This is a genomic window from Microlunatus capsulatus (assembly GCF_017876495.1).
GTDB classification, from domain to species: Bacteria; Actinomycetota; Actinomycetes; order Propionibacteriales; family Propionibacteriaceae; genus Microlunatus; species Microlunatus capsulatus.
In genome coordinates, this window is the sequence record NZ_JAGIOB010000001.1 from 1,073,990 (window position 1) to 1,096,891 (window position 22,902).

At 76.5% G+C, this 22,902-nt stretch carries 23 protein-coding genes; 16 read left to right on the forward strand and 7 right to left on the reverse strand.

Going from position 1 to position 22,902, the window contains the following annotated elements; all coding sequences use genetic code 11:
• Positions 1-57 precede the first annotated feature (57 nt).
• Complete coding sequence (locus tag JOF54_RS04960; protein WP_210053537.1) at positions 58-1,926, forward strand: vWA domain-containing protein; 1,869 nt, start codon at positions 58-60, stop codon at positions 1,924-1,926.
• A 33-nt stretch (positions 1,927-1,959) separates the two neighbouring features.
• On the opposite strand, the gene JOF54_RS04965 is transcribed toward JOF54_RS04960, so the two are convergent.
• On the reverse strand, positions 1,960-2,727 hold the full coding sequence (locus JOF54_RS04965; RefSeq protein ID WP_210053541.1) for a putative protein N(5)-glutamine methyltransferase: 768 nt from the start codon (positions 2,725-2,727) through the stop codon (positions 1,960-1,962).
• A gap of 71 nt (positions 2,728-2,798) precedes the next feature.
• Between JOF54_RS04965 and JOF54_RS04970 the strand changes: the two genes are divergently transcribed.
• Entirely contained in the window at positions 2,799-4,787 is a 1,989-nt protein-coding gene (locus tag JOF54_RS04970) for a DUF4118 domain-containing protein (RefSeq protein WP_210053542.1), read from the forward strand.
• Entirely contained in the window at positions 4,784-5,464 is a 681-nt protein-coding gene (locus JOF54_RS04975) for a response regulator (protein ID WP_210053544.1), read from the forward strand. The genes JOF54_RS04970 and JOF54_RS04975 overlap by 4 nt, the downstream gene beginning before the upstream one ends.
• Positions 5,465-5,579: 115 nt before the next feature.
• Here the strand turns inward: JOF54_RS04975 and JOF54_RS21780 are convergent, their stop codons facing one another.
• The 4 genes from JOF54_RS21780 to JOF54_RS04995 all read right to left on the reverse strand — a co-directional run bounded on the left by JOF54_RS21780 (position 5,580) and on the right by JOF54_RS04995 (position 9,037).
• Positions 5,580-6,227 carry a class I SAM-dependent methyltransferase gene (locus JOF54_RS21780; protein WP_210053546.1) on the reverse strand — a complete coding sequence of 216 codons (648 nt, stop codon included), beginning with the start codon at positions 6,225-6,227 and terminating at the stop codon, positions 5,580-5,582.
• Positions 6,224-7,222: an SDR family oxidoreductase gene (locus JOF54_RS04985; RefSeq protein WP_210053548.1), complete on the reverse strand. Its 999-nt coding sequence runs from the start codon at positions 7,220-7,222 to the stop codon at positions 6,224-6,226. Before JOF54_RS04985 ends, JOF54_RS21780 begins: the two co-directional genes overlap by 4 nt.
• 65 nt (positions 7,223-7,287) lie before the next feature.
• On the reverse strand, positions 7,288-8,085 hold the full coding sequence (locus tag JOF54_RS04990) for a DUF6498-containing protein (protein WP_210053549.1): 798 nt from the start codon (positions 8,083-8,085) through the stop codon (positions 7,288-7,290).
• Between the two features lie 109 nt (positions 8,086-8,194).
• Positions 8,195-9,037 carry a 50S ribosomal protein L11 methyltransferase gene (locus JOF54_RS04995; RefSeq protein WP_210053551.1) on the reverse strand — a complete coding sequence of 281 codons (843 nt, stop codon included), beginning with the start codon at positions 9,035-9,037 and terminating at the stop codon, positions 8,195-8,197.
• Positions 9,038-9,128: 91 nt separating this feature from the next.
• Between JOF54_RS04995 and JOF54_RS05000 the strand changes: the two genes are divergently transcribed.
• The 9 genes from JOF54_RS05000 to JOF54_RS05040 all read left to right on the forward strand — a co-directional run bounded on the left by JOF54_RS05000 (position 9,129) and on the right by JOF54_RS05040 (position 17,859).
• The gene (locus tag JOF54_RS05000) at positions 9,129-9,770 is read left to right on the forward strand and encodes a hypothetical protein (protein WP_210053553.1); all 642 of its coding nucleotides are present in this window, start codon (positions 9,129-9,131) and stop codon (positions 9,768-9,770) included.
• A gap of 110 nt (positions 9,771-9,880) precedes the next feature.
• Complete coding sequence (locus JOF54_RS05005) at positions 9,881-10,666, forward strand: DsbA family protein (RefSeq protein WP_210053555.1); 786 nt, start codon at positions 9,881-9,883, stop codon at positions 10,664-10,666.
• Complete coding sequence (locus JOF54_RS05010) at positions 10,659-11,420, forward strand: vitamin K epoxide reductase family protein (RefSeq protein ID WP_210053557.1); 762 nt, start codon at positions 10,659-10,661, stop codon at positions 11,418-11,420. The genes JOF54_RS05005 and JOF54_RS05010 overlap by 8 nt, the downstream gene beginning before the upstream one ends.
• 117 nt (positions 11,421-11,537) lie before the next feature.
• On the forward strand, positions 11,538-11,981 hold the full coding sequence (locus tag JOF54_RS21785) for a helix-turn-helix transcriptional regulator (protein WP_210053559.1): 444 nt from the start codon (positions 11,538-11,540) through the stop codon (positions 11,979-11,981).
• 39 nt (positions 11,982-12,020) lie between these two features.
• A complete protein-coding gene (locus tag JOF54_RS05020) occupies positions 12,021-12,560 on the forward strand; it encodes a GNAT family N-acetyltransferase (RefSeq protein ID WP_210053561.1) in 540 nt (179 codons plus the stop codon).
• Between the two features lie 96 nt (positions 12,561-12,656).
• Positions 12,657-14,027, forward strand: coding sequence for an alpha-L-fucosidase (locus tag JOF54_RS05025; RefSeq protein ID WP_210053562.1), 1,371 nt, complete (start codon positions 12,657-12,659; stop codon positions 14,025-14,027).
• Between the two features lie 64 nt (positions 14,028-14,091).
• Positions 14,092-15,687 carry a xylulokinase gene (locus tag JOF54_RS05030; protein WP_210059360.1) on the forward strand — a complete coding sequence of 532 codons (1,596 nt, stop codon included), beginning with the start codon at positions 14,092-14,094 and terminating at the stop codon, positions 15,685-15,687.
• Between the two features lie 82 nt (positions 15,688-15,769).
• Positions 15,770-16,867, forward strand: a complete 1,098-nt coding sequence (locus JOF54_RS05035) for an alpha/beta fold hydrolase (protein ID WP_210053564.1) — start codon at positions 15,770-15,772, stop codon at positions 16,865-16,867.
• A 134-nt stretch (positions 16,868-17,001) separates the two neighbouring features.
• Positions 17,002-17,859 (forward strand): class I SAM-dependent methyltransferase, encoded by an 858-nt coding sequence (locus JOF54_RS05040; protein WP_210053566.1) that lies wholly within the window; start codon positions 17,002-17,004, stop codon positions 17,857-17,859.
• A 50-nt stretch (positions 17,860-17,909) separates the two neighbouring features.
• Here JOF54_RS05040 and JOF54_RS05045 read toward each other — a convergent pair whose 3' ends face one another.
• On the reverse strand, positions 17,910-19,451 hold the full coding sequence (locus JOF54_RS05045; RefSeq protein ID WP_210053569.1) for an alkaline phosphatase D family protein: 1,542 nt from the start codon (positions 19,449-19,451) through the stop codon (positions 17,910-17,912).
• Positions 19,452-19,638: 187 nt separating this feature from the next.
• Here JOF54_RS05045 and JOF54_RS05050 point away from each other — a divergent pair, with 187 nt between their 5' ends.
• The 4 genes from JOF54_RS05050 (at position 19,639) to chrA (ending at position 22,439) form a co-directional block, all read left to right on the forward strand.
• Entirely contained in the window at positions 19,639-19,935 is a 297-nt protein-coding gene (locus tag JOF54_RS05050) for a Dabb family protein (RefSeq protein WP_210053571.1), read from the forward strand.
• Between the two features lie 145 nt (positions 19,936-20,080).
• The gene (locus tag JOF54_RS05055) at positions 20,081-20,578 is read left to right on the forward strand and encodes a Chromate resistance protein ChrB (RefSeq protein WP_210053573.1); all 498 of its coding nucleotides are present in this window, start codon (positions 20,081-20,083) and stop codon (positions 20,576-20,578) included.
• Complete coding sequence (locus JOF54_RS05060; RefSeq protein ID WP_210053574.1) at positions 20,575-21,009, forward strand: chromate resistance protein ChrB domain-containing protein; 435 nt, start codon at positions 20,575-20,577, stop codon at positions 21,007-21,009. Before JOF54_RS05055 ends, JOF54_RS05060 begins: the two co-directional genes overlap by 4 nt.
• A complete protein-coding gene (chrA, locus tag JOF54_RS05065; protein WP_210053576.1) occupies positions 21,006-22,439 on the forward strand; it encodes a chromate efflux transporter in 1,434 nt (477 codons plus the stop codon). The genes JOF54_RS05060 and chrA overlap by 4 nt, the downstream gene beginning before the upstream one ends.
• Here chrA and JOF54_RS05070 read toward each other — a convergent pair.
• Positions 22,374-22,862: a RidA family protein gene (locus tag JOF54_RS05070; RefSeq protein ID WP_210053578.1), complete on the reverse strand. Its 489-nt coding sequence runs from the start codon at positions 22,860-22,862 to the stop codon at positions 22,374-22,376. The genes chrA and JOF54_RS05070 overlap by 66 nt on opposite strands.
• Positions 22,863-22,902 lie beyond the last annotated feature (40 nt).

Here is a 22,902-nt window from a genome sequence, read left to right on the forward strand (position 1 = left end):
GCGGCGGGGCCTGGGGACGACCCGCTCCCGGACCCGGGCCGCCCCTAGGGTGTCCCCGTGTCCTCGGGTCCCGGTCGTCGTGTCCTCGCCCTCTGCTGCGCCCTGCTGGTGGTGCTGGGCAGCTGGCTCGCGCCCCGGCCGGCGGCGGCCGCCGAGGCCGGGAAGCTCGTGATGGTGCTCGACTCGTCGGGCTCCATGAAGGCCCGGGTGGGCGGGAAGTCCAAGATCTCGATCGCCAAGGCGGCGCTCGCCTCGGTCGTCCGCGGGCTGCCGGCCGACGCCCCGGTGGGCCTCCGGGTCTACGGCGCGACGGTCTTCGACCGCTCCGACAAGGGCGCCTGCACCGACTCCCAGCTCGTCGTGCCGATCGGCACCGCCAACCGGGACGCCCTGCAGGACGAGATCCGGCAGTACGAGCCCTACGGCGAGACCCCGATCTCCTACAGCCTGGAGCAGGCGGCGGGCGACCTCGGGAAGGACGGCAAGCGCACGATCCTGCTCGTCTCCGACGGCGAGGAGACCTGCGACGCCGACCCGTGCGAGACCGCGGCCGCGATCACCGAGGCCGGCGTCGACGTCAAGGTCGACGTCGTCGGGCTGGCCGTCAGCGGCAAGGTCCGCGACCAGCTGCGCTGCGTGGCCGACAAGGGCAACGGCACCTACTACGACGCCGACAGCGCCGACGACCTCGAGGAGTCCCTCGACAAGCTCGCGACCCGCGCGTTCCGGCCGTTCCGGCTGACGGGGACGCCGGTCGAGGGCGGGCGCTCACCGGGCACGGCGCCGCTCGTCCGGCCGGGCCAGTACCTCGACACCTTCGACGCGTCGGACCGCCCGCGGTACTACCGCATCGCGCGGACCGCCCCCGGGTCCACGCTGCGGGTGGGGTTCACCGCCCGGCCCGCCGGCACCGTCAACACCGCCGTCGTCCGGCTGCGGACCCCCGAGGGCCAGGAGTGCAGCGCGGGGCTCGGCCAGTCGATCGCGACGGGCGGGACGTCGCCCCTGGTCAGCGGCGAGGTCGACTCCTGGGTGCGCAGGGAGGCGTCGGACTGCAACCAGGCGGACGAGCTGGTGGCCCAGGTCGCGACGTCGGGTGAGGACCTGGCCGGGGGCCGCTTCGAGCTCCTGGTCGCCGAGGAGCCGCCCGTCACCGACGCCGACGACCTCCCCGAGCGGGAGAGCGCGATCCGCTGGCAGAAGATGACGGCGACGAGGGCCGTCAAGCCCCCGGTCCCGGGCAGCAGCCTGTCCGACGCGCCGACGCTGGCCCCCGGCACGTACCGGACGACGATCCTCACCGGCGAGAGCCAGGTGTTCGCGGTGCCGGCCGACTGGGGGCAGCGCGTGCAGGTGCAGGTCAGCATCGCCCCGCGGACCGGGGCGCTGGCCCGGGCGCTGGACGTCAGCGACTCCCTCGACCTGCAGCTGCTGGGCGCGGGCCGGGGCCGCTACACCAACCTCGCCGTCCGCGGACTGCCCGAGCGCACCTTCACCCTGACCGACGACGACGCGACCTACCGGGTGGCGGCGTCCACCCCGACGGTGCGCTACCGCAACCGGCTCGACTTCGGCCCGACCGACTACGCCGCCGTGCCCGGTCCGCAGTACGTCGTCCTCAACATGAGCGAGGACCGCGACGACGCCTTCCTCGTGCCCTACACCCTGCAGGTCGAGGTGCTCGGCCGCGCCGGCGCGGGCGCGCCCACCTACGCGGGGGCGAGCACGCCGACGCCCACCCCGACGCCCAGCCCCTCGCCCTCACCCGGTGCCTCGACGCCGGCCGCGGTCCCGCCGCCCCAGGAGGAGGACGACGACGGGGTGCCGACGCCGGTGGTGCTGGGCATCGCCCTGGGCACGCTGGTCCTCGGGGCGGGCGGGGTCCTGGCCGCTCTGGCCCTCGGCCGTCGCCGGCGCCGGTCCTAGGCGCGCGCCGTCCCGGCCGGGCGCGGCCCGCGGTCAGGCCGGGTGCGCCACCAGCACGGTCGCCTCGCGGTCCGCGTCCCGGCGGACGTCGGCACGCAACCCCTGCGCGGTGGCGTGGGCGGCCAGCGGCCCGCTCTGGGCCTCGCTGCACTCCACGAGCACGTGCCCGCCGGGCGCCAGCCAGCCGGCGGCGCCCACCAGCACCCGGCGCAGCACGTCGAGGCCGTCGTCGCCGCCGTCGAGGGCCATCGGCGCCTCGTGGTCGCGGGCCTCCGGCGGCATCAGGGCGATGGCCGCCGTCGGCACGTAGGGCGCGTTGGCGACCAGCACGTCGACCCGGCCCGCGAGGTCGGCGGGCAGGGCGTCGAAGAGGTCGCCCTGGTGCACGGCCGCCCGCTCCCCCAGGCCCGCCCGTGCGCACGCCACCGCCGCCGGGTCGAGGTCGGCGGCGTGCAGCTCGACGCCCGGGCGCGCGGCCAGCACCGCGAGGGCGACCGCGCCGGCCCCGCAGCAGAGCTCGACGACGACCCCGTCGGGGGGCGTCAGGGCGACCGCCTCCTCAGCGAGCAGCTCGGTGCGCCGGCGGGGGACGAAGACGCCCGGCCGGACCGGCACCCGCAGGCCGGCGAAGGCGACCCAGCCCAGCACCTGCTCCAGCGGCTCGCCCGCCACCCGGCGCGCGACCAGCGCCTCGCGCCCGGCGCCCTCGGCCGCGGCGACCAGGAGGGCGGCCTCGTCCTCGGCGAAGACGCAGCCGGCGGCCCGCAGCCGGACCACCAGGTCGTCCTCCGCGTCGCCCACCGCGCCAGGCTACGGCTCGGCGCGCGCCGCGCGTGGGCGTCCGACCCGTCCCGAAGGGGCAGACTGGGGCCATGGCGGTCGGTCGGCACCGGGTGCACCTCGGTGCGGCTCCCCCGCACGACGACCCCGACCCGCACAACCCTGACCCGCGCAGCACCGGCCGGCACAGCACAGGGCTCGACGCCGCGGGCGCGTGGGCGGGCGGGGAGCGGGTGGTCGTCGCCGTCTCCGGCGCCGCCGAGTCCCCCGCCCTGCTGCACCGGGCGGCCCGCATCGCCTCCCGGGCCACCGGCGGGGAGTGGCTTGCGGTCTACGTCAGCCGCCGCGACGGTCCCAGCGCCGTGCCGGCCAGCCGGTTGGAGGAGCTGCGGGAGCTGACGACCGGGCTCGGCGGCACGTTCCACGCCGTGGTCGCGGCCGACGCGGCCGAGGGCCTGCTGGACTTCGCCCGCGGCGTCGGCGCCACCCAGGTGCTGCTCGGCGCCAGCCGTCGCGGGCGGCTGGCCAGCCTGCTGCGACCGGGGCTCAGCGAGGCGGTGATCGCCGGCTCGGGGGACGTCGACGTGCACGTGGTCACCCACCTCTACGCCCGGGGCGCCGGGGGGCCGCGGCGCCCGCGCGGTCGGGTCAGCCGACGCCGGCTCGTGGGCGGGGCGCTGATGGCGCTGCCGGGGACGGCGCTGCTGGCCCTGCTGCTGCGGCTGACCGCCGACCTGCACGGGCTGCCGACCGAGTCGATGCTCTTCATGGCCCTGGTCGTGGCGACCGCGCTGGTCGGCGGGCTGTGGCCGGCCGTCGTCGGGGCGCTGTTCGGGGGGCTGCTGCTGAACCTGCTGTTCGTCGCCCCGACGGGCACCCTGGCGGTCGCCGAGCCCGAGAACGCGCTGGCGATCCTGGTCTTCCTGCTCACCGGCACCGCCGTCGCCTCCGTCGTCGACCGCGCCGCCCGACGGACCGAGCAGGCGACCCGCGCCCGCGCCGAGGCCAACGCGCTGGCCGTCCTGTCCTCCACGCTGCTGCACACCGGCGACGACCAGGAGCAGCTGCTGGCCCGGATCTGCGAGGTGTTCGCGCTGACCGGCGCCGCCGTGCTCCGGCGCGCACCTGACGGCTGGGTGACCGAGGCCGCCACCGGCGACGCCCCGGACCGCCCGGACGGGGCCGACGCCGAGCTGGTCGTGGCACCGGACGTCACCGTCGCCTTCCGCGGGCACGCCCTGGACGCGGCCGACCGTCGGCTGCTGTCGGCCTACGGGGCGCACGTGGCCGTGGTCCGCGAGCGCCGCGACGCCCTCGCGGAGTCCCGGCGGGCCGCCGAGCTCACCGAGGGCAACCGGACCCGCACCGCGCTGCTCGCCGCCGTCTCGCACGACCTGCGCAGCCCGCTGGCCGTCATCAAGGCGGCCGCCAGCAGCCTCCGCGACCCCGGGGTCCGGTGGTCGGCGGCCGACGAGGCCGAGTTGCTGGCCACCGTCGAGGACGGCGCCGACCGGCTGGAGAACCTCGTCGGCAACCTGCTGGACCTCAGCCGGCTGCAGATGGGCACCGTCACCCCGCTGCTGGGCGAGGTCGACCTGGCCAGCGCCGTCGCCTGGGCGCTGGAGCCGCTGCCCGGCGCCGACCGCGTGCGGGTCGACCCGGGGGCGCCCGACCGGCCCGCTCTCGCCGACCCGGGGCTGCTCGACCGGGTGGTCGCCAACCTCGTCGAGAACGCCCTGCGGCACACCCCCGACGGGACGCCGGTGGAGGTCACGACGTGGCCGGCCGGCGCCGACCGGGTGGAGCTCCGCGTCGTCGACCACGGGCCCGGGGTCCCCGCCGACGCGAAGGAGACCCTCTTCGCCCCCTTCCAGCGCCTGGGCGACGTGCCGCAGGGCGACGGCCTGGGCCTGGGCATGGCCGTGGCCCGCGGGCTGACGGAGGCGATGCACGGGCGGCTGAGCGCCCTCGACACCCCCGGCGGCGGCCTGACGATGGTCGTCGACCTCCCCCTGGCCCCGGTGGGTGCCACCTCCGACGCGTCCGCCCCGGTGCCGCCGACGGCGGTGGGGCCCGCATGACGTTCGTGCTGGCCGTCGACGACGACCCGGCCCTGCTGCGCACCCTCAGCATCAACCTGCGCGCCCGCGGCTACGAGGTGCAGACCGCCGGCGACGGCCGCTCGGCCCTGCAGGTGGTGGCCGAGCGGGTGCCGGACCTCGTGCTGCTCGACCTCGGCCTGCCCGACCTCGACGGGGTGAGCGTGCTGCGCCAGCTCCGCTCCTCCACCGACGTGCCCGTCCTCGTGCTCTCGGCGCGGCACTCCTCCGACGACAAGGTGGAGGCCCTCGACCTCGGCGCCGACGACTACGTCACCAAGCCCTTCGGCATGGAGGAGCTGCTGGCCCGGATCCGGACGGCGCTGCGGCACAGCCCGCTGGCCCTCGGGACACCGTCCCGGGTGGTCGAGACCGGTGACCTGCGGCTCGACCTCACCGACCAGCGCGCCACCCGGGCCGGCGAGCCCGTGCACCTCACCCCGACGGAGTGGCGGCTGGTCGAGGTGCTCACCCGCACGCCGGGCCAGCTGGTCCGCCAGACCGAGCTGCTGCGCGAGGTCTGGGGTCCCGGCTACCACCGGGAGACCAACTACCTCCGCGTCTACCTGGCCAACCTGCGCCGCAAGCTCGAGGCCGAGCCCGGGCGGCCACGGCACTTCCTCACCGAGCCCGGGGTCGGCTACCGCTTCGTGCCCTGAGGGCGGCCCGTCGACGGGCCCGGGCCCCTTCGACGGGCTCAGGGAGCGGGTGCGGCTCAGGCCCTTCGACAGGCTCAGGGAGCGGGCGGCCCTTCGACGGGCTCCGGGGGCGGGGTCAGGCGCGACGGGCGACGACGGCGTAGAGCGGGTCGCCCCGGTAGGAGCGGGCCGAGGGCGTGCGCAGGCTGACCTCGGGCTCGGTGAAGCCGCCGGCCCGGCGCAGGTAGTCCGCGACGAGCGCGCAGCGGCCGGCGTCGTCGGTCGCCAGCCAGCCGTGCACCGCCTTGGTCGGGAAGCAGCGGTTGGAGAAGGTCAGCACCACCGGGGCGCCCGGCCGCAGCACCCGGGCCGCCTCGGCCAGCACCTCCACCGGTCGGACCAGGTAGTCGACCGACACGCAGCACAGCACCGCGTCGAAGGAGGCGTCGGCGAAGGGCAGGGCCGGGTCCTCGTTGAGGTCCTGCACCACCCGCCCGGTCGCGACCGGGTTCGCGGCCAGCTCGGTCTCGTTCATGCCGAGCACGACCAGCTCGGCCGGCGGCGTCCGCAGGTGCGAGACCCAGGACGACATGCGGTCCAGCACCCGCCGGGGCCCGCCCGCCGAGCCGTCGACCCCCAGCTCGGCGTAGAGGTCGCCGACGGCGGCGACCGCCCCGTCGTCGATGTGGGTGACCAGCCGGGTCGGCCGGTAGAACCGGTCGTCGGGGCTCGGGTCGTCGCGGTCGAAGAACCAGGCCGGGAACGGTGCGCCGGGGGTCGTCACGCCCGGGCGACCCGGAAGCGCTCGACGAGGGCGTCCATCGTCGCGTCCATCGCCGCGTCGACCTGCTGGCGGGCCGGGTCGGCGTCGAACCACGCCATGATCTCGCGGGCGCCCTGGACGAAGGGCACCTTGGCGACGTAGTCGGGCACCAGCCGCTTCACCTTGGTGTTGTCGAAGATCATCGTGTGCGCCTTGTCGCCGATCAGCCCGTCGCCCCACTCCGGGTCGGCCTCGTTGATGACGTCGGAGGGCACGTGCACCAGCTCGGGGTCCAGCCCGGCGACCCGGGCCACGGTCAGGAAGATCTCGTTCCACGACAGCCACTCGTCGGAGGTGATGTGGAAGCTGTCGCCGATCGCCGCCGGGTGGCCCAGCAGACCGACGAAGGCGTGCGCGAAGTCGGTGTGGTGGGTGAGCGTCCACAGGGAGGTGCCGTCGCCGGGGACGACGACGGGGACCCCGCGGCGCATCCGGTCGACGACGGTCCAGCCGCCGTCGAAGGGCAGCAGCGTGTGGTCGTAGGTGTGCGACGGACGCACGATGGTCATCGGGAGCCCCCGCTCGCGGTAGGCCGCGGTGAGCAGCTCCTCGCAGGCGATCTTGTCGCGGGAGTACTGCCAGAACGGGTTGTGCAGCGGCGTCGACTCCCGCACCGGCATCCGCCCGGGCGGGGTCTGGTAGGCCGAGGCGGAGCTGATGAAGACGTACTGGCCGGTGCGGCCCTCGAGCACGTCGAGCCGGCTCTGCACGTGCTCGGGGGTGAACGCGCGGAAGTCGGCGACGACGTCGAACGCGCGGTCGCCGACGGCGCTGCGGAAGGAGGCGGGGTCGGAGAGGTCGCCGACGAGGGTCCGCACGCCCTCGGGGACCGGCCGGGTCGTCGAGGTGCCGCGGTTGAGCACGGTCACCTCCCAGCCCTGGGCCAGGGCACGGGTGGTGCAGGCGGTGCTGATGATGCCCGTGCCGCCGAGGAACAGGACCGAGGGTGACGTCATGCGGCGATCCTAGGGACCACCCCCGCGCGGCCGACCGGTGGCCGCCGGGCCCGCCGCCGGGCCGGTCAGCGGCGGCGGAGCGCCCGGCGCGTGGTCACGACGTCGACGGCGGTCTTGACGACGAGCAGCAGGGCCACCGCGACGACGCCGTCGGTGCGCCAGGCGGGCGGCAGCCAGCCGGTGAGCGTGCCCAGCCAGGCGGGAGGGGCCTCCCCCCTGAAGCCGCTGAGGACCAGCGCGAAGGCCCCGAGCACGGCGACCTGCAGCACGATGATCCGCGGGTAGGGCTGCGCCATCGCGGTCGAGGGCGAGGTGGTCCGCCGCTGGCCGTCGTCGCCGAACCACGTGGTCGCGGTCTCGACCGCGTAGCGGAGCACCAGCAGCACGACGGGCAGGCCCAGCAGGAGGAAAGTGGGCTCGAACCCGATGGCGAACGCCACGAAGCCGGTGAAGACCAGGTGCACGAGGCAGAACAGGCCGTAGTGGAACGTGAAGAACAGGCCGAAGAGCGCCGGGCTGCCCTCCCGGGGCCGGCCGTTGACCGTGATCCGGGCGTTCGAGGTGCCCTGGGCGGTCACCACCTTCACCAGCGTGGCCACCCCGAGCACCGCGTTCTCCGCCCAGAACAGCAGCAGGACGTTGCCGGCCGGCCAGCCGAGCAGCAGGACGCCGAGCAGGGCCACCAGGTTCCAGGCCACCGACAGGGCCAGGGCGAGGGCCACGCCGGAGCGCGGCGCGCCCGGCGCGCCGGGACCAGGACCAGGACCGGCGAGCGGCCGCCCGCCCTGGAAGGGGTTGCCCCGCCGGGGCGTGCCGGCGCCCTCGCCGTAGGCCGGGGTGGGCGGGTAGGTCGGTCCGGTCACGGGGTGCCTCGCTCTCGTCCGCGGGCGGGTCCGGCGGGCCGCGCTCCGCCCGCTCCGACGGCCCGGGCCGCACGGCGGTTCCCTCCCGCGCTGCCGCCGCCGGGGCGGGTCAGACCCACGCGAGGTCCAGGCCGGCCAGGCCGCCGGCCATCGTGTAGCCCAGCCGGACGGCGGCCGCCCCCGCCGGTCGTGGCGGCAGGGGCAGCACCTTGGGCCCGTTGAGGGAGGCGAACTCGCCGCAGACGCGGCCGTCGGGCATCACCATCTCCCCCGTCAGCCGGAGGCCGTTCACGCGCGGGTTCGGGTCGTCGACGGCGACGACGACGTCCACCCGCGGCTCGACGGGCTCCCCGGTGAAGACCCCGGTCCAGACCGGCGTCACCGGGCCGGCCGGAGCCCAGGCCCAGGTGCCCCAGACGTCGGGCTGGTCGGCGTAGAAGGGCCAGTCGTGGCGCAGCGCCACGATCTCGAAGCCGTCGTAGCGGTCGTCGGTCACCACCGGCTGCGCCGAGGTCGTGTAGCCGCTCGGCAGGCAGCGGGTGGCTGCGCCGACGGTGCCCAGGGCCAGCAGCGCGTTGTAGGCCGAGACGAGCGCCTCGTCGACCAGCGCGGTCTCCACCAGCTCCACCAGCGCGACGTCCACCGTCGGCGCCGCGAAGGTGTGCACGTCGTCCTCCACCACCTCGATGACGTCGGCGTAGCCGTTGCGCTCGACGGTGCTGCGCAGGTGCCGGCAGAGCACCGGGTCGGTCTCCACCGCGTGCACCCGGGCGGCGCCGGCCCGCGCCGCGTAGAGGGCGAGGATCCCGGTGCCGGCCCCGGCGTCGAGCACGACGTCCCCGGGCCGGACGGTGGCGGCGACCACCTCGGCCAGGGTGGCGGTGCGGCGCCGGTCGCGCAGGCAGGTGTAGGGGAAGTCCGTCGAGGACCAGAACCCGTGCTCGTCGGACATGGCACGAGGATGGCACCCGACCCGCGCCCGGGAGCGGAGCCCCGCCCGCGACGAGCCGGTCCGTGTCGGCACCCCTCCCTAGACTGGGGCGGTGACCCGCCCCGCCGACCCGCGCGCCGCGGGTCGCGCGACCACCGACGCCGGACCGGGGCACCCGCTGCGCGGCGTCGCCCGGCTGGTCCGTGCCGGCGTCCTCGGCGGGTCCTCGCTGCTGCTCGCGGGCACGGCGCACCTGGCCGGTGGCGGGCGGCTCCCGTCGGCCGGCGTGCTGGTCGTCCTGGCCCTGCTCGTCGGGCTGGTCGCGGTCACCGCGACGGCCCGCCGCTGCCGGCCGGCCGGCCTGCTCGCCCTGCTCGCGGTGGAGCAGCTGGGGCTGCACGTCGCCCTCGGCGCCAGCGCGCTGCCGCCCGCGGTCCTCGGCTGCCTGACCGGCCCGCACGTCCACCACGCGGCGGCGGGCTGCCCGCCCGCTCCCGGTGCGGCGCCGGCCGCCGGCACCGAGCTCGGGATGTGGGCGGCCCACGCCGCGGCCGTGCTGGCCACCGCGTGGTTGCTGTCCCGCGGCGAGGCGTTCCTGTGGCGCGCCGTCGACCGGGTGGCCGCCGCCGTCCCGGTGCTGCGCACCCGGTCCACCGCCTCCCGGCGGCGCCCGGCGACCCCCGCTCCCCGCCGGGCCGCGGCCCGCCGCCCCGGCACCACCGCCGTCCCGCGCGGCCCCCCGCTCCTGGCCTGACCGCCCCCAGCGACGCCGCCACCCCGACCCGGGCGGCCGACGTCGTCCCACCGCACGGCCGCGCCCCGCGCCGCCGCGCGGTGGTCAGCCCACGTCACTCAGGAGAACCCATGTCCCGCACGTCCCGCCGCGCCCCCGGGCCCGCCGCCGGCAACCGCCGCCAGGCCGCCCGCGAGCAGGCCCGGCTGGCCGCGGCCGCCGCCCGCCGGCGCCGCCTCGTCGTCCAGCTCGGCGTCGTCGCCGCCGTCGCCGTCCTCGTGGTCGGCATCGTCACCACCGCCGTCCTCGTCGGCCGCCGACCGGCCGCCGACGGCGCCGGCGGCCCGCCCGTCGTCAGCAGCACCACCACCGTCGGGGGCGTCTCCGTGCCGTTCGCCGTCGACGGCTCGGCCGTCCGCGTCGGTCCGGCCGACGCCCCGGCGAAGATCGACCTCTGGGTCGACTACTCCTGCCCCCACTGCCAGGAGTACGAGGCCGCGAACGGGCCCGTCCTGGACCAGCTGGTGGCCGGTGGGGGCGTCTCGGTGAGCTACCACAACATCCAGATCGTCACCGACTACGGCACCGCGGCCGGCAGCGCCGCAGCCTGCGTCGCGGTCGAGGACCCCGAGCGCTGGCCGGCCGTCAACGCCGCCCTCTACGCCCAGCACAGCGCGGCCACCGACGGCTGGTCGGCCGCCCAGCTGCGCAGCTGGGCAGCCGACCAGGGGGTGGACGAGGCGGCCCAGCAGTGCATCGGCCAGGAGCGCTACACCGGCTGGATCGCCACCAACACCGCCGACGCGGCCGCGCGGGGCGTGCAGTCCACCCCCACGCTGCAGCTGAACGGGCAGACGGTGCCCACGGTCGGCGGCCAGGAGCTGCGCGACCGGGTCGCCCAGCTGGCCCGTGGCTGAGCACGGCGGGACGGCCCCCGCCGCCCGGCACGACGACGCCCCGATGCGGCCCGGGCCGGCGGTGACCGACCTGCACCTCGACGACCCGGACCTCGACCCGGAGCTCGACGACGACGCCGCTGACGACGACCTCGACGTCGGGACCGGCCCCGACCCGCTCGCGGGCACCCGCGGGCTCGGGCTGGTCCTCGTCGTCGCCGGGGTGCTCGGGCTGGTCGCCGCGCTGGTGCTCACCGTCGACCGCTTCCGCCTGCTGTCCGACCCCGGCGCGACGCTGGCCTGCGACCTCAGCCCCTTCGTCGCCTGCGGGCCGGTGATGACGTCGCGGGCCGGGGCGCTGCTCGGCTTCCCCAACCCGCTGCTGGGCCTGATGGGCTTCCCGGTCCTGCTGCTGACCGGCGCGCTGCTGCTGGGCCGGACGGCGCTGCCGCGCTGGTACTGGCGGGGCCTGCAGGTCGGCGTGCTGCTGGCCGCCGCCCTCATCACCTGGCTGCAGACCCAGAGCCTCTACGTCATCGGCGCCCTGTGCCTGTGGTGCCTGCTCGTCTGGGCGGTCACCATCCCGGCCGTCGTCGGCGTCACCCTGCAGGTGGCGGCCGCGGGCCACCTGGGGGCGGGGCCCGCCCGGCTGGGCCGCCGGCTGCGGCCCTACGCCGTCTCGGTGGTCGCGGTCTGGTACCTGGTCGTCCTCGGGGCGGTCGCGCTGCGCTTCGCCCGCGACGTCGCGCTGGCCTGGTTCGGGGTCGTCCTCTAGCCCGGGCCGGCGCCGGCCGCGCGGCCCGGTGCATCCACGACGGCGCCGGGCGGGGAAACACCTCCAGCCCGTCGGACCGGTCACCTGACCGGCGCGGCGGCGGATCCGGAGGTAGCCGTGCGTCCCGACCTGGCGAGCGACCCGCTCACCGAGCCCCTCACGCCGCAGCAGTCCGACGTCTACGCCCACCTCGTGCGGCAGCGCACCGCCGCCGACGAGCTGGAGCAGCAGCGCCGGCGCGCGGTGGCGTCCGCGCTGGAGGCCGGCCTCACCTGGCCGGTCATCGCCGCCGGGCTCGGCACCGAGGTGCGAGCCGCCATGACCTGGTACGGCGCGACCCCGCACCTGCGGGCGGCCACCCCGCCGGCCCTCACCGGCGAGGAGCAGAAGATCCTCACCCTCGTCCTCGAGGGCTGGACCAACCAGGCCATCGCGGAGTCGCTCTACGTCTCGAAGCGCTCCCTGGAGGCCCAGCTGACGGCGCTGTACCGCACCCTGGGGGTGGCCAGCAAGGCCGAGCTCCGGACCCTGCGGGACACCCGTCCCCGTCAGGCGTCCTGAGACCCTGACGTCCCCACGTCCCGTCCGGAGGTGCCGCCGATGCCCCCTCCACCCCCGCCGCCCGCCGCGCCCGACGCCGACGACCCGCCCGTCGAGCTGGTCCGGCTGACCGCGGTCCCGCTCGCCGACGTGACGGCCCTGCTGGCGGAGCCGCGGAACGCCCGGCACCTGCCGCTCGCGCGCGGGGCGGTGACGGCGGGGTCGACCGCCGCCTGGGTGCGCGGCAAGGACGCGCTCTGGGCGGCCGACGGCTACGGCCCCTGGGCGATCCTGCTCGACGGCGCGTTCGCCGGCTGGGGCGGGTTCCAGCGCGAGGACCACGGGCCCGACCTCGCCCTGGTGCTGCGGCCGGAGTGCTGGGGCGCCGGCGCCATCGTCACCCGGGTCCTCCTGCGCCGCGGCTTCGACGACCTCGGCTTCACCGCCGTGACGACCGCCCTCCCCCGGACGCGGAACCCGGACCGCGCGGTGGCCCGGCTCGGGTTCGAGCCCGCCGGCGAGACGGCCTTCGACCAGGTCCCGTTCCGGCTCTACCGGCTGACGCGCGAGCGCTGGCGCCAGGTCGACCGGGCCGGCTGAGCGGCCGGCCGGACGGCGGGCCATGATCGGGTCGCCGCGGCTGCACCGGCGCGCCCGGCCGCCGCGGTGCCGCCGGTCCCGACCCCAGGAGCCCCGATGACCACCGACGCCTCCCCCGCCGACCGTCCCGCTCGTCCCGAGGACGACGCGTCGGCCTGGGACGACCTGGCCCGGCCCCTGCCCGCTTGGGTCCCCCGGGCCAAGCTGGGCATCTTCGTCCACTGGGGTGCGTACTCCGTGCCCGCCTGGGCCGAGCCCAGCGGCGCGCTGGGGGCCGTCCCCGAGCAGGAGTGGTTCGCCCACAACGCCTACGCCGAGTGGTACGCCAACACCATCCGCATCCCCGGCAGCCCCGCCGCCGCGCACCACCGGGAGACCTGGGGCGACGCGCCCTACGACGACTTCCTCGACGCCTGGACCGCGGAGCGCTTCGACCCGGCCGCCTGGGCGGCGCTGTTCGCCGAGGCCGGCGCCTCCTACGTCGTGCCCACGACGAAGCACCACGACGGGATCGCGCTGTGGGACGCCCCGGGCACCGGCACCCGCAACACGGTGCACCGCGGGCCCCGCCGCGACCTCGTCGGCGACCTCGCCGCGGCCGTCCGGTCGGCCGGGATGCGCTTCGGCGTCTACTACTCGGGCGGCCTGGACTGGAGCACCAGCAGCTTCGGGCCGCACACCACCATGGCCGAGGTCGGCAGCCTGCGGCCCGTCGACGCCGCGTACAACTGCTACGCGCTGCTGCACGTCCGCGACCTCGTGGCCCGTTACGCCCCCGACGTGCTGTGGAACGACATCGACTGGCCCGACGCGGGCAAGCGGACCGGCGCCTGGTCGCTGCACGAGCTGTTCCGCGACTTCTACGCCGGCAACCCCGACGGCGTGGTCAACGACCGGTGGGGCGAGACGCACCGCGACTACCGGACGAGCGAGTACGAGCACGGCACCGACGTCGAGACCGGGACCGACTGGGAGCAGTGCCGCGGGATCGGCCTCTCCTTCGGCTACAACCAGGTCGAGGACGAGTCCGTGGTGCTGTCCGGCCACCAGCTCGCGACCCTGCTGGCCGACGTCGTCTCCCGGGGCGGGCGGCTGCTGCTCAACGTGGGTCCGACGGCGGCGGGTGAGATCCCGGCCATCCAGCAGCGCTCGCTGCGCGACCTCGGCCGCTGGACCGGCGTCGTCGGGGAGACCCTCCGCGCGGCCACCCGGGTCGACCCGGCGGTCGCGCGCGGCGAGGACGAGCCGTGGACGCGCTGGCTGGACACCCCGGACGGCCTCGTCGCCCTGGTCGACCGGACGGGCCGCACGCCGCTGGCCTTCCACCGCGACGCCGCCGACGCCGCGGCCGCGGTGGTGCTGAGCGGGCGCGCCGTCGTCGACACGACCGGCGGCGCGGTGGCCGTCGACGTCGCCGGCCTGGACGGCGGACCGGCGGCCGTCCGGCTCCCCTGGCGGCGGCGCTGAGCCCGCTCCGGACGCGGAGGAGGTGACCCGGGCCGCGACCGGGCAAGATGACCCCGTGAGCGACATGACGACGGACGCCCGGGACGCCATCACGCAGGGGCGCACCGCGCTGGGGATCGAGCTGGGGTCGACGCGGATCAAGGCGGTGCTGATCGGGCCCGACCACGCCCCGCTCGCGGTGGGCGGCTCGGACTGGGAGAACCAGTTCGTGGACCGGCGCTGGACCTACGCCCTCGAGGACGTCTGGTCCGGGCTGCAGGAGGCCTACGCCGGGCTGGTCGCCGACGTCCGGGGCCGCCACGGCGTCGAGCTGACCACCGTGGGCGCGCTCGGCGTCTCCGCGATGATGCACGGCTACCTCGCCCTGGACGCGGACGGCGAGCTGCTCACCCCGTTCCGGACCTGGCGCAACACCAGCACCGGGCCGGCGGCCGAGCGGCTCAGCGAGCTCCTCGGGTACAACATCCCGCACCGCTGGAGCGTCGCCCACCTCGTGCAGGCCGTCCTCGACGACGAGCCGCACGTCGCCGACGTCGCCCACCTCACGACGCTCGCCGGCTACGTGCACGCCCGGCTCACCGGCGAGCGGGTCCTCGGCGTCGGCGACGCCAGCGGCATGTTCCCCATCGACGTCGCGACCGGCGGCTACGACGCCGGCATGCTCGCGCAGGTCGACGCCCTGGTGGCCGAGCACGGGGCCACGCTCCGGCTGGCCGACCTGCTACCCGTCGTCCGGACGGCCGGCGACCCGGCCGGGGAGCTGACGGCGGAGGGCGCCCGGCTGCTCGACCCCTCCGGCGCGCTGCAGCCCGGCGTCCCGATGTGCCCGCCGGAGGGCGACGCCGGCACCGGCATGGTGGCCACGAACTCGGTCGCCCCCCGCACCGGCAACGTGAGCGCCGGGACCAGCATCTTCGCCATGGTCGTGCTGGAGCAGCCGCTGAGCCGGGTGCACCGCGAGCTCGACCTCGTCACCACCCCCGCCGGCGACCTGGTGGCGATGGTGCACTGCAACAACGGGGCCAGCGAGCTGAACTCCTGGGTCCGGCTGTTCGGGGAGTTCGCCGGCGCCCTGGGCGTCGAGGTGGACTCCGCGCGGCTGTTCGGCACGCTGCTCACCACCGCCCTGGACGGCGCCCCCGACGGCGGCGGCCTGATGGCCTTCAACTACCTCTCGGGCGAGCCGATCACCGAGCTGGACGAGGGCCGTCCGCTGTTCCTGCGCTCCCCCGGCAGCACCTTCGACCTGGCCACCTTCATGCGCGTCCAGCTGTACTCGGCGCTGGCCACCCTGCGCCTCGGGATGGACGTCCTGCAGCGCGACGAGGGCGCCCGGCTGGACGCGATGTTCGCTCACGGCGGGCTCTTCCGGACCAAGGGCGTCGGCCAGGCCCTGCTGGCCGCCGCCATCGACACCCCCGTCACCGTCGGCGACGTGGCGGCCGAGGGCGGCCCCTGGGGGATGGCAACGCTGGCCGCGTTCCGGGCCGGCCGGGCGGAGGGCCAGACGCTGGCCGACTACCTCGCCGAGCGGGTCTTCGCCGGTGCCGCGCTGGAGACCGTCGAACCCGACCCGGCCGACGTCGCCGGCTTCGCGCAGTTCATCGAGCACTACGTCGCCGCCCTGCCGGTGGAGCGGGCGGCCGCCGCGCTCGGCTGACCGGCCCGCGCGCCCGAGCAGGAGCCGCGCTGGGCCCCGGCGACCCCTGTCCGGACGCGCCCGGGCGCTCTACCATCACCAGATGGAGGCGGCCGGGACGGAGTCGGTGCAGGACATCCGCTTCGCCCGCTCGGCCGACGGCGTGGGCATCGCCTACGCGGTGCACGGCTCGGGCCCGCCCCTGCTGGTGGACAGCTGCTGGCTCAGCCACCTCCAGTTCGACTGGCAGAGCCCGGTCTGGCGGCACTACCTCGTCGAGCTCGGCCGGATCGCCACCGTGGTGCGCTTCGACGAGCGCGGGCACGGGCTCTCCGACCGGGGCGTGACCGACCACGGCCTGGCCGCACGCGTCGCCGACCTCGAGGCCGTCGCCGACGACGCCGGGCTGGAGCGCTTCGCCCTGCTGGCCATGGCCCAGGGCGGGCCGGTCGCCATCGAGTACGCCGCCCGGCACCCCGAGCGGCTGAGCCGGCTGGCCTTCTACGGCAGCTACGCCGGCGCGAAGGTCGGGGCGACCCGGGAGGAGCTGGAGCTGGACGCCGCCTTCACCGCCCTCATCCGGGTGGGCTGGTCGCGGCCGACGCCGGAGTTCCGCCGGGTGTTCACCAGCCTGATGATCCCGGGTGGCAGCGAGGAGCAGATGCGCTGGATCGACGACCTGCAGCGGATGGCCGTCGACGCCGAGACGGCGGTGCTGGCCCGCGCGCAGCGCCAGGTCACCGACGCGAGCGGCCGGCTGGCCGGGCTGGACCTGCCCACCCTGGTGCTACACAGCCGCGGCGACCAGATGAACGGCTTCGAGCAGGCCCGCCGGCTGGCCGCCGCGATCCGCGGGGCCCGGCTGGTCGCCCTGGAGAGCGACAACCACATCGTGCTGGAGCACGAGCCCGCCTGGGCGGTCCTGCTCCGCGAGCTCACCGCGTTCCTGGCGCCCGACCGCCCGGCCGCGCCCGTCCCGGTCGCCGGCGTCGGCGGCGACGTCGCGGACGTGCTCTCCCCGCGGGAGCTCGCCATCCTGCGGCTGGCCGCGGACGGGCGCGACAACGACACCATCGCCGGGACGCTCGTGCTCTCGGTCCGCACCGTCGAGCGGCACCTGCAGAACACCTACGCCAAGCTCGGCCTGCACGGCCGCACGGCCCGCACCGCGGCCGTCGCCCAGCTGCTCTCCCGCGCCTGAGGCTGCGCGCCGGGACTGCGCGCCAGCCGCCACGCCGGCAACGACCCGGGACCCGGTTGCGCGTCGGCACCGATGCGGGGACCGCTCCCGTGTCCCTAGCGTGCGGTCATCGACCACCGAGGCGGAGGCACCCCATGACCAGCACCAGCACCAGCGCACCCCCGACCAGCACCCCCGAGGACCGTGCACTCAAGGCGAGGCACGCGGCCCTGTGGGCCAGCGGCGACTACCCCGCCGTCGCCGACCAGGTGGTGGGCGGGCTGGGCGGGGTCCTCGTCGACACCGTCGACGTCCGCCCGGGCCAGCAGGTGCTCGACGTCGCCGCCGGGACCGGGACCGCGGCCGTCCCCGCCGCCCGGCGCGGGGCCGTGGTGACCGCCACCGACCTGACGCCCGAGCTGCTCGAGGTCGGCCGGGCCCGCGCCGCCGGGGAGGACCCCGACGGCGCCGGCGGGCGGCTGACCTGGCGGACGGCGGACGCCGAGGCGCTGCCCTTCGGGGAGGCCGCCTTCGACGTCGTGCTGTCCTGCATCGGGGTGATGTTCGCCCCGCACCACCAGCAGGCCGCCGACGAGCTCGTCCGGGTCTGCCGCCCCGGCGGCACGCTCGGCCTGCTCAGCTGGACGCCGGAGGGCTTCATCGGGCAGCTCTTCGCCACCATGAAGCCCTTCGCGCCGCCGCCTCCGCCCGGGGCCTCGCCGGCGCCGCTGTGGGGCCGGGCCGACCACGTCCGGGCGCTGCTCGGCGAAAGGGTGACCGACCTGGTGGCCCGGCAGCAGAGGCTCCGGGTGGACCGCTTCGCCGACGGCGCGGAGTTCCGCGACTTCATGAAGGCCCGCTACGGCCCGACCCTGGCCGTCTACCGCGCGCTGGCCGGGGACCCGGACCGCACCGAGGCCCTCGACGCCGCCCTGGCCGCGCTGGCCGACGGAGCCCTGCACGACGGCGTGATGGAGTGGGAGTACCTCCTCGTCACCGCCCGCCGGGTCTGAGGCGGGCGCACCGCCGGACCGGGCCGCTCGGGCCGGTCCGGCGGCACCGGTCAGCGGTGGTGGCGCTCGGGGACCAGGGTGGTGCTCCAGAGCGAGGTGCCCGCCCGGTCGCGCAGGTCGACCCGCAGCTCGCCCGTGCGGCCGTCGACGTTCACCTCGCCGAAGTGCTGGAAGCCCTCGGCCGGCGAGGCGCCGGCCACCGGCGGGGCGTGCACGAACACCGCCTCGGGGCCGAAGGTGCCGTCCAGGGCGTTCGGGCCGAACGCGCCGGCGTGCGCCGGCCCCGACACGAACTCCCAGAACGGGGTGAAGTCCTGCACGGCGGCCCGCGACGGGTCGTAGTGGTGGGCCGCGGTGTAGTGCACGTCCGCGGTGAGGAAGACGATCCCGGTCACGCCGTGCCGGTGCGCCTGCCGCAGCACGGTGGCGAACTCGCCCTCGCGGCCCAGCGGGGCCCCGTCGTCGCCCTGGCCCACGCCCTCCTGGGCGGTGGGGCCGTCGGGCACCACCAGGCCCAGCGGCAGGTCGTTCGCGATGACCTTCCAGGTGGCGCGGCTGCTCCTCAGCTCCCGCACCAGCCACCGCCGCTGGGCCTCGCCCAGCGTGCCGCGCGTCCGGTCCCGGCCGTCGTTCGCCCCGTTGGCGTCCTTGGCGCTGCGCATGTCCAGCACGAACACGTCGAGCGAGGGCCCGTAGGACAGCCGCCGGTAGAGCGGGCCGGCCACCGCCGACGGGATGGGCAGCCACTCGCGGAAGGCCCGGTGCGCCCGCGCGGCCAGCACGTCGACCCGCTGCTCGGTGTAGCGGGGGTCGTCGAGGACCTCGCCCGGGTACCAGTTGTTCGTCACCTCGTGGTCGTCCCACTGGTTCACCTGGGTGACCTCGGCGGTGAAGGCCCGGTAGTGCTCGTCGAGGAGGTTGTAGGCGTACTGGCCGCGGTACTCGTCCAGCGTCTCGGCGACCTTGAACTTCGCCTCGGTGACCAGGTTCCGGTAGACGCGGCCGTCGGGCAGCGTCACCGACTCCTGCAGCGGGCCGTCGGCGTAGACGGTATCCCCGCTGTGCAGCAGGAAGTCCGGGCGCCGGCGGCGCATGGACTCGAAGATCTGCAGCCCGCCGAAGGCCGGGTCGATGCCCCAGCCCTGGCCGACGACGTCGCCGGTCCAGACGAACCGCACGTCCTGCCGGCGCCGCGGCGCGGTGGTGAGCCGGCCGGGCACGGGCGGGCTCAGCAGCCCCGGCCGCTCGAGGCTCTCCACGCGCACCCGGTAGTGGACGTCGGAGCCGGCGGGCAGGTCGCGCAGCCGCACCTTGCCGGTCAGGTCGGTCGCGGGCGTCACCACCGGACCGCGGACCAGGCGCGCGCCGCGGAAGTCGGGCCGGCGGCTGGCCTCCACCCAGAGCCGGCCGGGCCGGTCGGCCCGCGCCCACAGGGTCGCGGCGTCGGCGGTGGCGTCCCCGCTCTGCACGCCGTGGGTGAGGGCCGGGCGAGCACCGGGCCGGTGCGCGAACGCCGGCACGGACCCGAGCGCGCTCACCACCCCGCCCGCCAGGCCGGCCTGCAGCAACGTCCGACGATCCACACGAGTCATGACGGCACTCTCACCCGGGCAGGTGACGGCCGGGCGACACCCGGCTGACATCCGCCCTCCTCCGCGGTGACGGGACCCCGCCGCGCTCCCCGGCCACCCGGAGGGCTTGACTACCGGCCAGCACGGCGGGCCGCCGTCCCGAGGACCGGGGCGCCGCGGGCCCCGCCCCGACGAGGAGGAGGTGCCGGTGATCCGTCACACGGTGTCGTTCGCGCTGGTGCACGCCGAGGGCTCGGCCGAGGAGGCGGCCTTCCTGGCCCGCGGGCGGGAGGTGCTCACCGGCGTCCCCGGCGTCGAGGACTTCCAGGTCTCCCGGCAGGTGAGCCCGAAGAGCCTCCACCGCTTCCAGTTCGCGATGACCTTCGCCGACGAGACCGCCTACCGCGCCTACGACGCCCACCCGGCGCACCGCGACTTCGTCGCCAGCTCCTGGGAGCCCGAGGTCGCCGACTTCCAGGAGCTGGACCTCGTCCCCCTCTCCTGAGCCGGCCGCCGCGAGGACGAACCGTCGAGTGCGCGCTCCCGCAGGTCCGGGAACCCGCTGAGCCTGCTGCGGCGCGCACTCGGCTCGGCGACGAGGCATCCCGCGTCGTCTTGACGTCGCCGGCCCCGTTGCCCACGATGTAACCATGGTTGCAGAGCGAGGGTGGTGGGTGCTGCTCAGCTACCGCGTCCCCCGGGAGCCCTCCACGCCGAGGATCGCGGTGTGGCGCCGGCTCCGCCAGCTCGGGGTGGCCCAGCTGGGCGACGGGCTGGTCGCGCTGCCCGAGGACGCCCGCACCCGCGAGCTGCTGGAGTGGGTAGCCGGGGACGTCGAGGCCGCGGGCGGCGAGGCCGTGCTCTGGCGCGCCCAGGCGCTGGCCGGGGCCGACGAGCGCGCCGTCGCCCGGACGATGGCCGACGCACGGGCCGTGGAGTACCGCGGCCTGGCCGAGGCCGCGTCCTCGGCCCTGGCCGGACCCGCCGAGGAGGCGACCCGGGCGCTGCGGCGGCTCCGCCGCGAGCTGCAGGCCGTCCGCCGCAGGGACTTCTTCCCCCCGCCCGAGCGGGAGGCCGCCACGCAGGCGCTGGACGCGCTGGCCCGCGCCGTCGCCGACGGCGCCCGCACCGCCGGGAGCCGCGCGTGAGCACCTGGGTCACCCGGGCCGGCGTGCACATCGACCGGGCCGCGTCCGCCTGGCTCATCCGGCGCGCCATCGACCCCGACGCCCGCTTCGTCTTCGTCGACGACCCCGACGAGCGGCCCGCGGACGCCGTGCCGTTCGACATCCGGGGCGTCGAGCTGGGCCACCAGGGCCAGGACTGCACCTTCGAGACCCTGCTGCGCCGCCACGACCTGCTCGACCCCGTGCTGTGGCGGATCGCCGCGGCCGTGCACGAGGCGGACCTCGAGGACGACCGCTACGACGCCCCGGAGGCGGCCGGCCTCGACGTCGTCCTGCGCGGCCTGTCCCTGGTCCGCGACGACGACGAGGTCCTCGCCCTCACCGGGCCCGTCTTCGACGGCCTGTACGCGTACTTCCAGCGCAGCCTCCTGCTCGGAGAGGAGCCGGCATGACCGCCGACCGGACCCCCGCCCGCACCTCCACGCCCGCCTCGTGGGGCACCCCGGAGCACCCGGCCGACGACGGCAGCACCGCGACCGGCGACGTGCTGCCGCTGTGGGAGGCGACCAGGACGTGGTTCGCCATCTCGCTGCAGACCTTCGGCGGGCCCGCCGGCCAGATCGCGGTCATGCAGCGCGTGCTCGTGGAGGAGAAGCGGTGGGTGGGCCAGCGCCGCTTCCTCTTCGCCCTCAGCTACTGCACCCTGCTCCCCGGCCCGGAGGCGCAGCAGTTGGCCACCTACATCGGCTGGCTGCTGAACGGCGTCAAGGGCGCCCTCGTCGCGGGCACCCTCTTCGTCCTGCCCGGCCTGGTCGCCCTGCTGGCGCTGTCGGGCCTCTACGTCGGCTACGGCGACACCGGGCTGGTGCAGGCCCTGTTCCTGGGCCTGGCCCCCGCCGTCATCGCCATCGTCGTCCAGGCGGTGATCAGGGTCAGCAGGCGCGGGCTGACCCACCCGGTCCTGGTCGGGCTGGCCGTCGCGTCGTTCGTCGCCCTCACCGTCGTCGGCGTCCCGTTCCCCGCCGTCGTGCTCGGCGCCGGCGTCCTCGGCTGGCTGCTCGGCCGCCGCCTTCCCGGGCTCACCCGGCCGAAGGCGGCCGCCGGCGACGACGGTCCCCCGCCGCTGATCAGCGACGACGCCCTGCACAGCCAGCGCCCGTCCGGGCGCCGGGCCCTGGTCACCCTCGTCGTCGGGCTGGTCGCCTGGGCGGCCCCGGTGGCCGCCGCGGCCGTGCTCTTCGGCCGCTCCAGCGTCTTCGTCGACCAGGGCCTGTTCTTCTCCGGCGCCGCCCTGGTCACCTTCGGCGGCGCCTACGCCGTGCTCGCCCACGTCGCCCAGCAGGCGGTCCAGGTCTACGGCTGGCTGCTGCCCGGGGAGATGGTGCGCGGTCTCGCGCTGGCCGAGACCACGCCCGGCCCGCTGATCATGGTCGTCCAGTTCGTCGCGTTCCTGGGGGCCTACCGCAACCCGGGGTCGCTGGACCCGTGGGTGGCCGCCGTCCTCGCCTCGCTGCTGACGACGTGGGTCACCTTCGTGCCCTGCTTCCTGTTCATCCTGCTGGGCGCGCCCTACGTCGAGCGGCTGCGCCACAACCAGGCCCTCACCTCGGCGCTGACCGGCATCACGGCCGCAGTCGTCGGCGTGATCGCCAACCTCGCCCTGTTCTTCGCCCTGCACACCCTCTTCGCCCGCACCCGGGTCGTCGACGCCGGGCCGCTGGGCTTCGAGGTCCCCGTTATCGGCTCGCTGCAGGTGGCCGCGCTGGGCATCACCGTGCTGGCCTTCGTGCTGCTGTTCCTCGCGCGCTGGAGCGCGCTACGCACGCTCGGGGTGTGCGCGCTGGCCGGGGTCGTCGTCCACCTGGTCGGCACGCTGGTCTGAGGCCGGGGCTCCGGTCCGGGCGACCGCGACGGCCTCCACCTCCACCAGCTGGTCGGGCCAGCCGAGGACGGTGACGCCCAGCAGGGTCCCGGGGACGTCGTGGGCGCCGAAGTGGCGGCGCACCACCTGCCAGACGGCGGCCAGGTCCTCCCGGGAGCTGCTGGCCACGTAGGCGGTGATCACCAGCACGTCCTCCAGCTCCGCCCCGCCCGCGCGCAGGGCCGCGCGCAGGTTGACCAGCACCCGCTCGGCCTGGCCGAGGAGGTCGCCGACCGCGACGGTCCGGCCCTCCTCGTCGAGAGGGCAGGCGCCGGCGGTGAAGACCAGCCGGACGGGGGCGTCGGTGGTGGCGGCGTGCGCGTAGGGCAGGTCGACGCTCAGCGCGGGGCTGCGGAGCAGGCGGACGGTCGAGGCGGCGGTCATGGCCGCAGCCTCCCACCGACCGGCCGCCCGGCTCCTCCGG

Coding starts and splice junctions, on each gene's coding strand:
- JOF54_RS04970 (WP_210053542.1), top strand. CDS start 2,799: ATGGCGGTCGGTCGGCACCGGGTGCACCTCGGTGCGGCTCCCCCGCAC.
- JOF54_RS05035 (WP_210053564.1), top strand. CDS start 15,770: ATGGAGGCGGCCGGGACGGAGTCGGTGCAGGACATCCGCTTCGCCCGC.
- JOF54_RS05005 (WP_210053555.1), top strand. CDS start 9,881: ATGTCCCGCACGTCCCGCCGCGCCCCCGGGCCCGCCGCCGGCAACCGC.
- chrA (WP_210053576.1), top strand. CDS start 21,006: ATGACCGCCGACCGGACCCCCGCCCGCACCTCCACGCCCGCCTCGTGG.
- JOF54_RS05020 (WP_210053561.1), top strand. CDS start 12,021: ATGCCCCCTCCACCCCCGCCGCCCGCCGCGCCCGACGCCGACGACCCG.
- JOF54_RS04975 (WP_210053544.1), top strand. CDS start 4,784: ATGACGTTCGTGCTGGCCGTCGACGACGACCCGGCCCTGCTGCGCACC.
- JOF54_RS05040 (WP_210053566.1), top strand. CDS start 17,002: ATGACCAGCACCAGCACCAGCGCACCCCCGACCAGCACCCCCGAGGAC.
- JOF54_RS04985 (WP_210053548.1), bottom strand. CDS start 7,222: ATGACGTCACCCTCGGTCCTGTTCCTCGGCGGCACGGGCATCATCAGC.
- JOF54_RS05045 (WP_210053569.1), bottom strand. CDS start 19,451: ATGACTCGTGTGGATCGTCGGACGTTGCTGCAGGCCGGCCTGGCGGGC.
- JOF54_RS05025 (WP_210053562.1), top strand. CDS start 12,657: ATGACCACCGACGCCTCCCCCGCCGACCGTCCCGCTCGTCCCGAGGAC.
- JOF54_RS05030 (WP_210059360.1), top strand. CDS start 14,092: ATGACGACGGACGCCCGGGACGCCATCACGCAGGGGCGCACCGCGCTG.
- JOF54_RS04995 (WP_210053551.1), bottom strand. CDS start 9,037: ATGTCCGACGAGCACGGGTTCTGGTCCTCGACGGACTTCCCCTACACC.
- JOF54_RS05055 (WP_210053573.1), top strand. CDS start 20,081: ATGGTTGCAGAGCGAGGGTGGTGGGTGCTGCTCAGCTACCGCGTCCCC.
- JOF54_RS05070 (WP_210053578.1), bottom strand. CDS start 22,862: ATGACCGCCGCCTCGACCGTCCGCCTGCTCCGCAGCCCCGCGCTGAGC.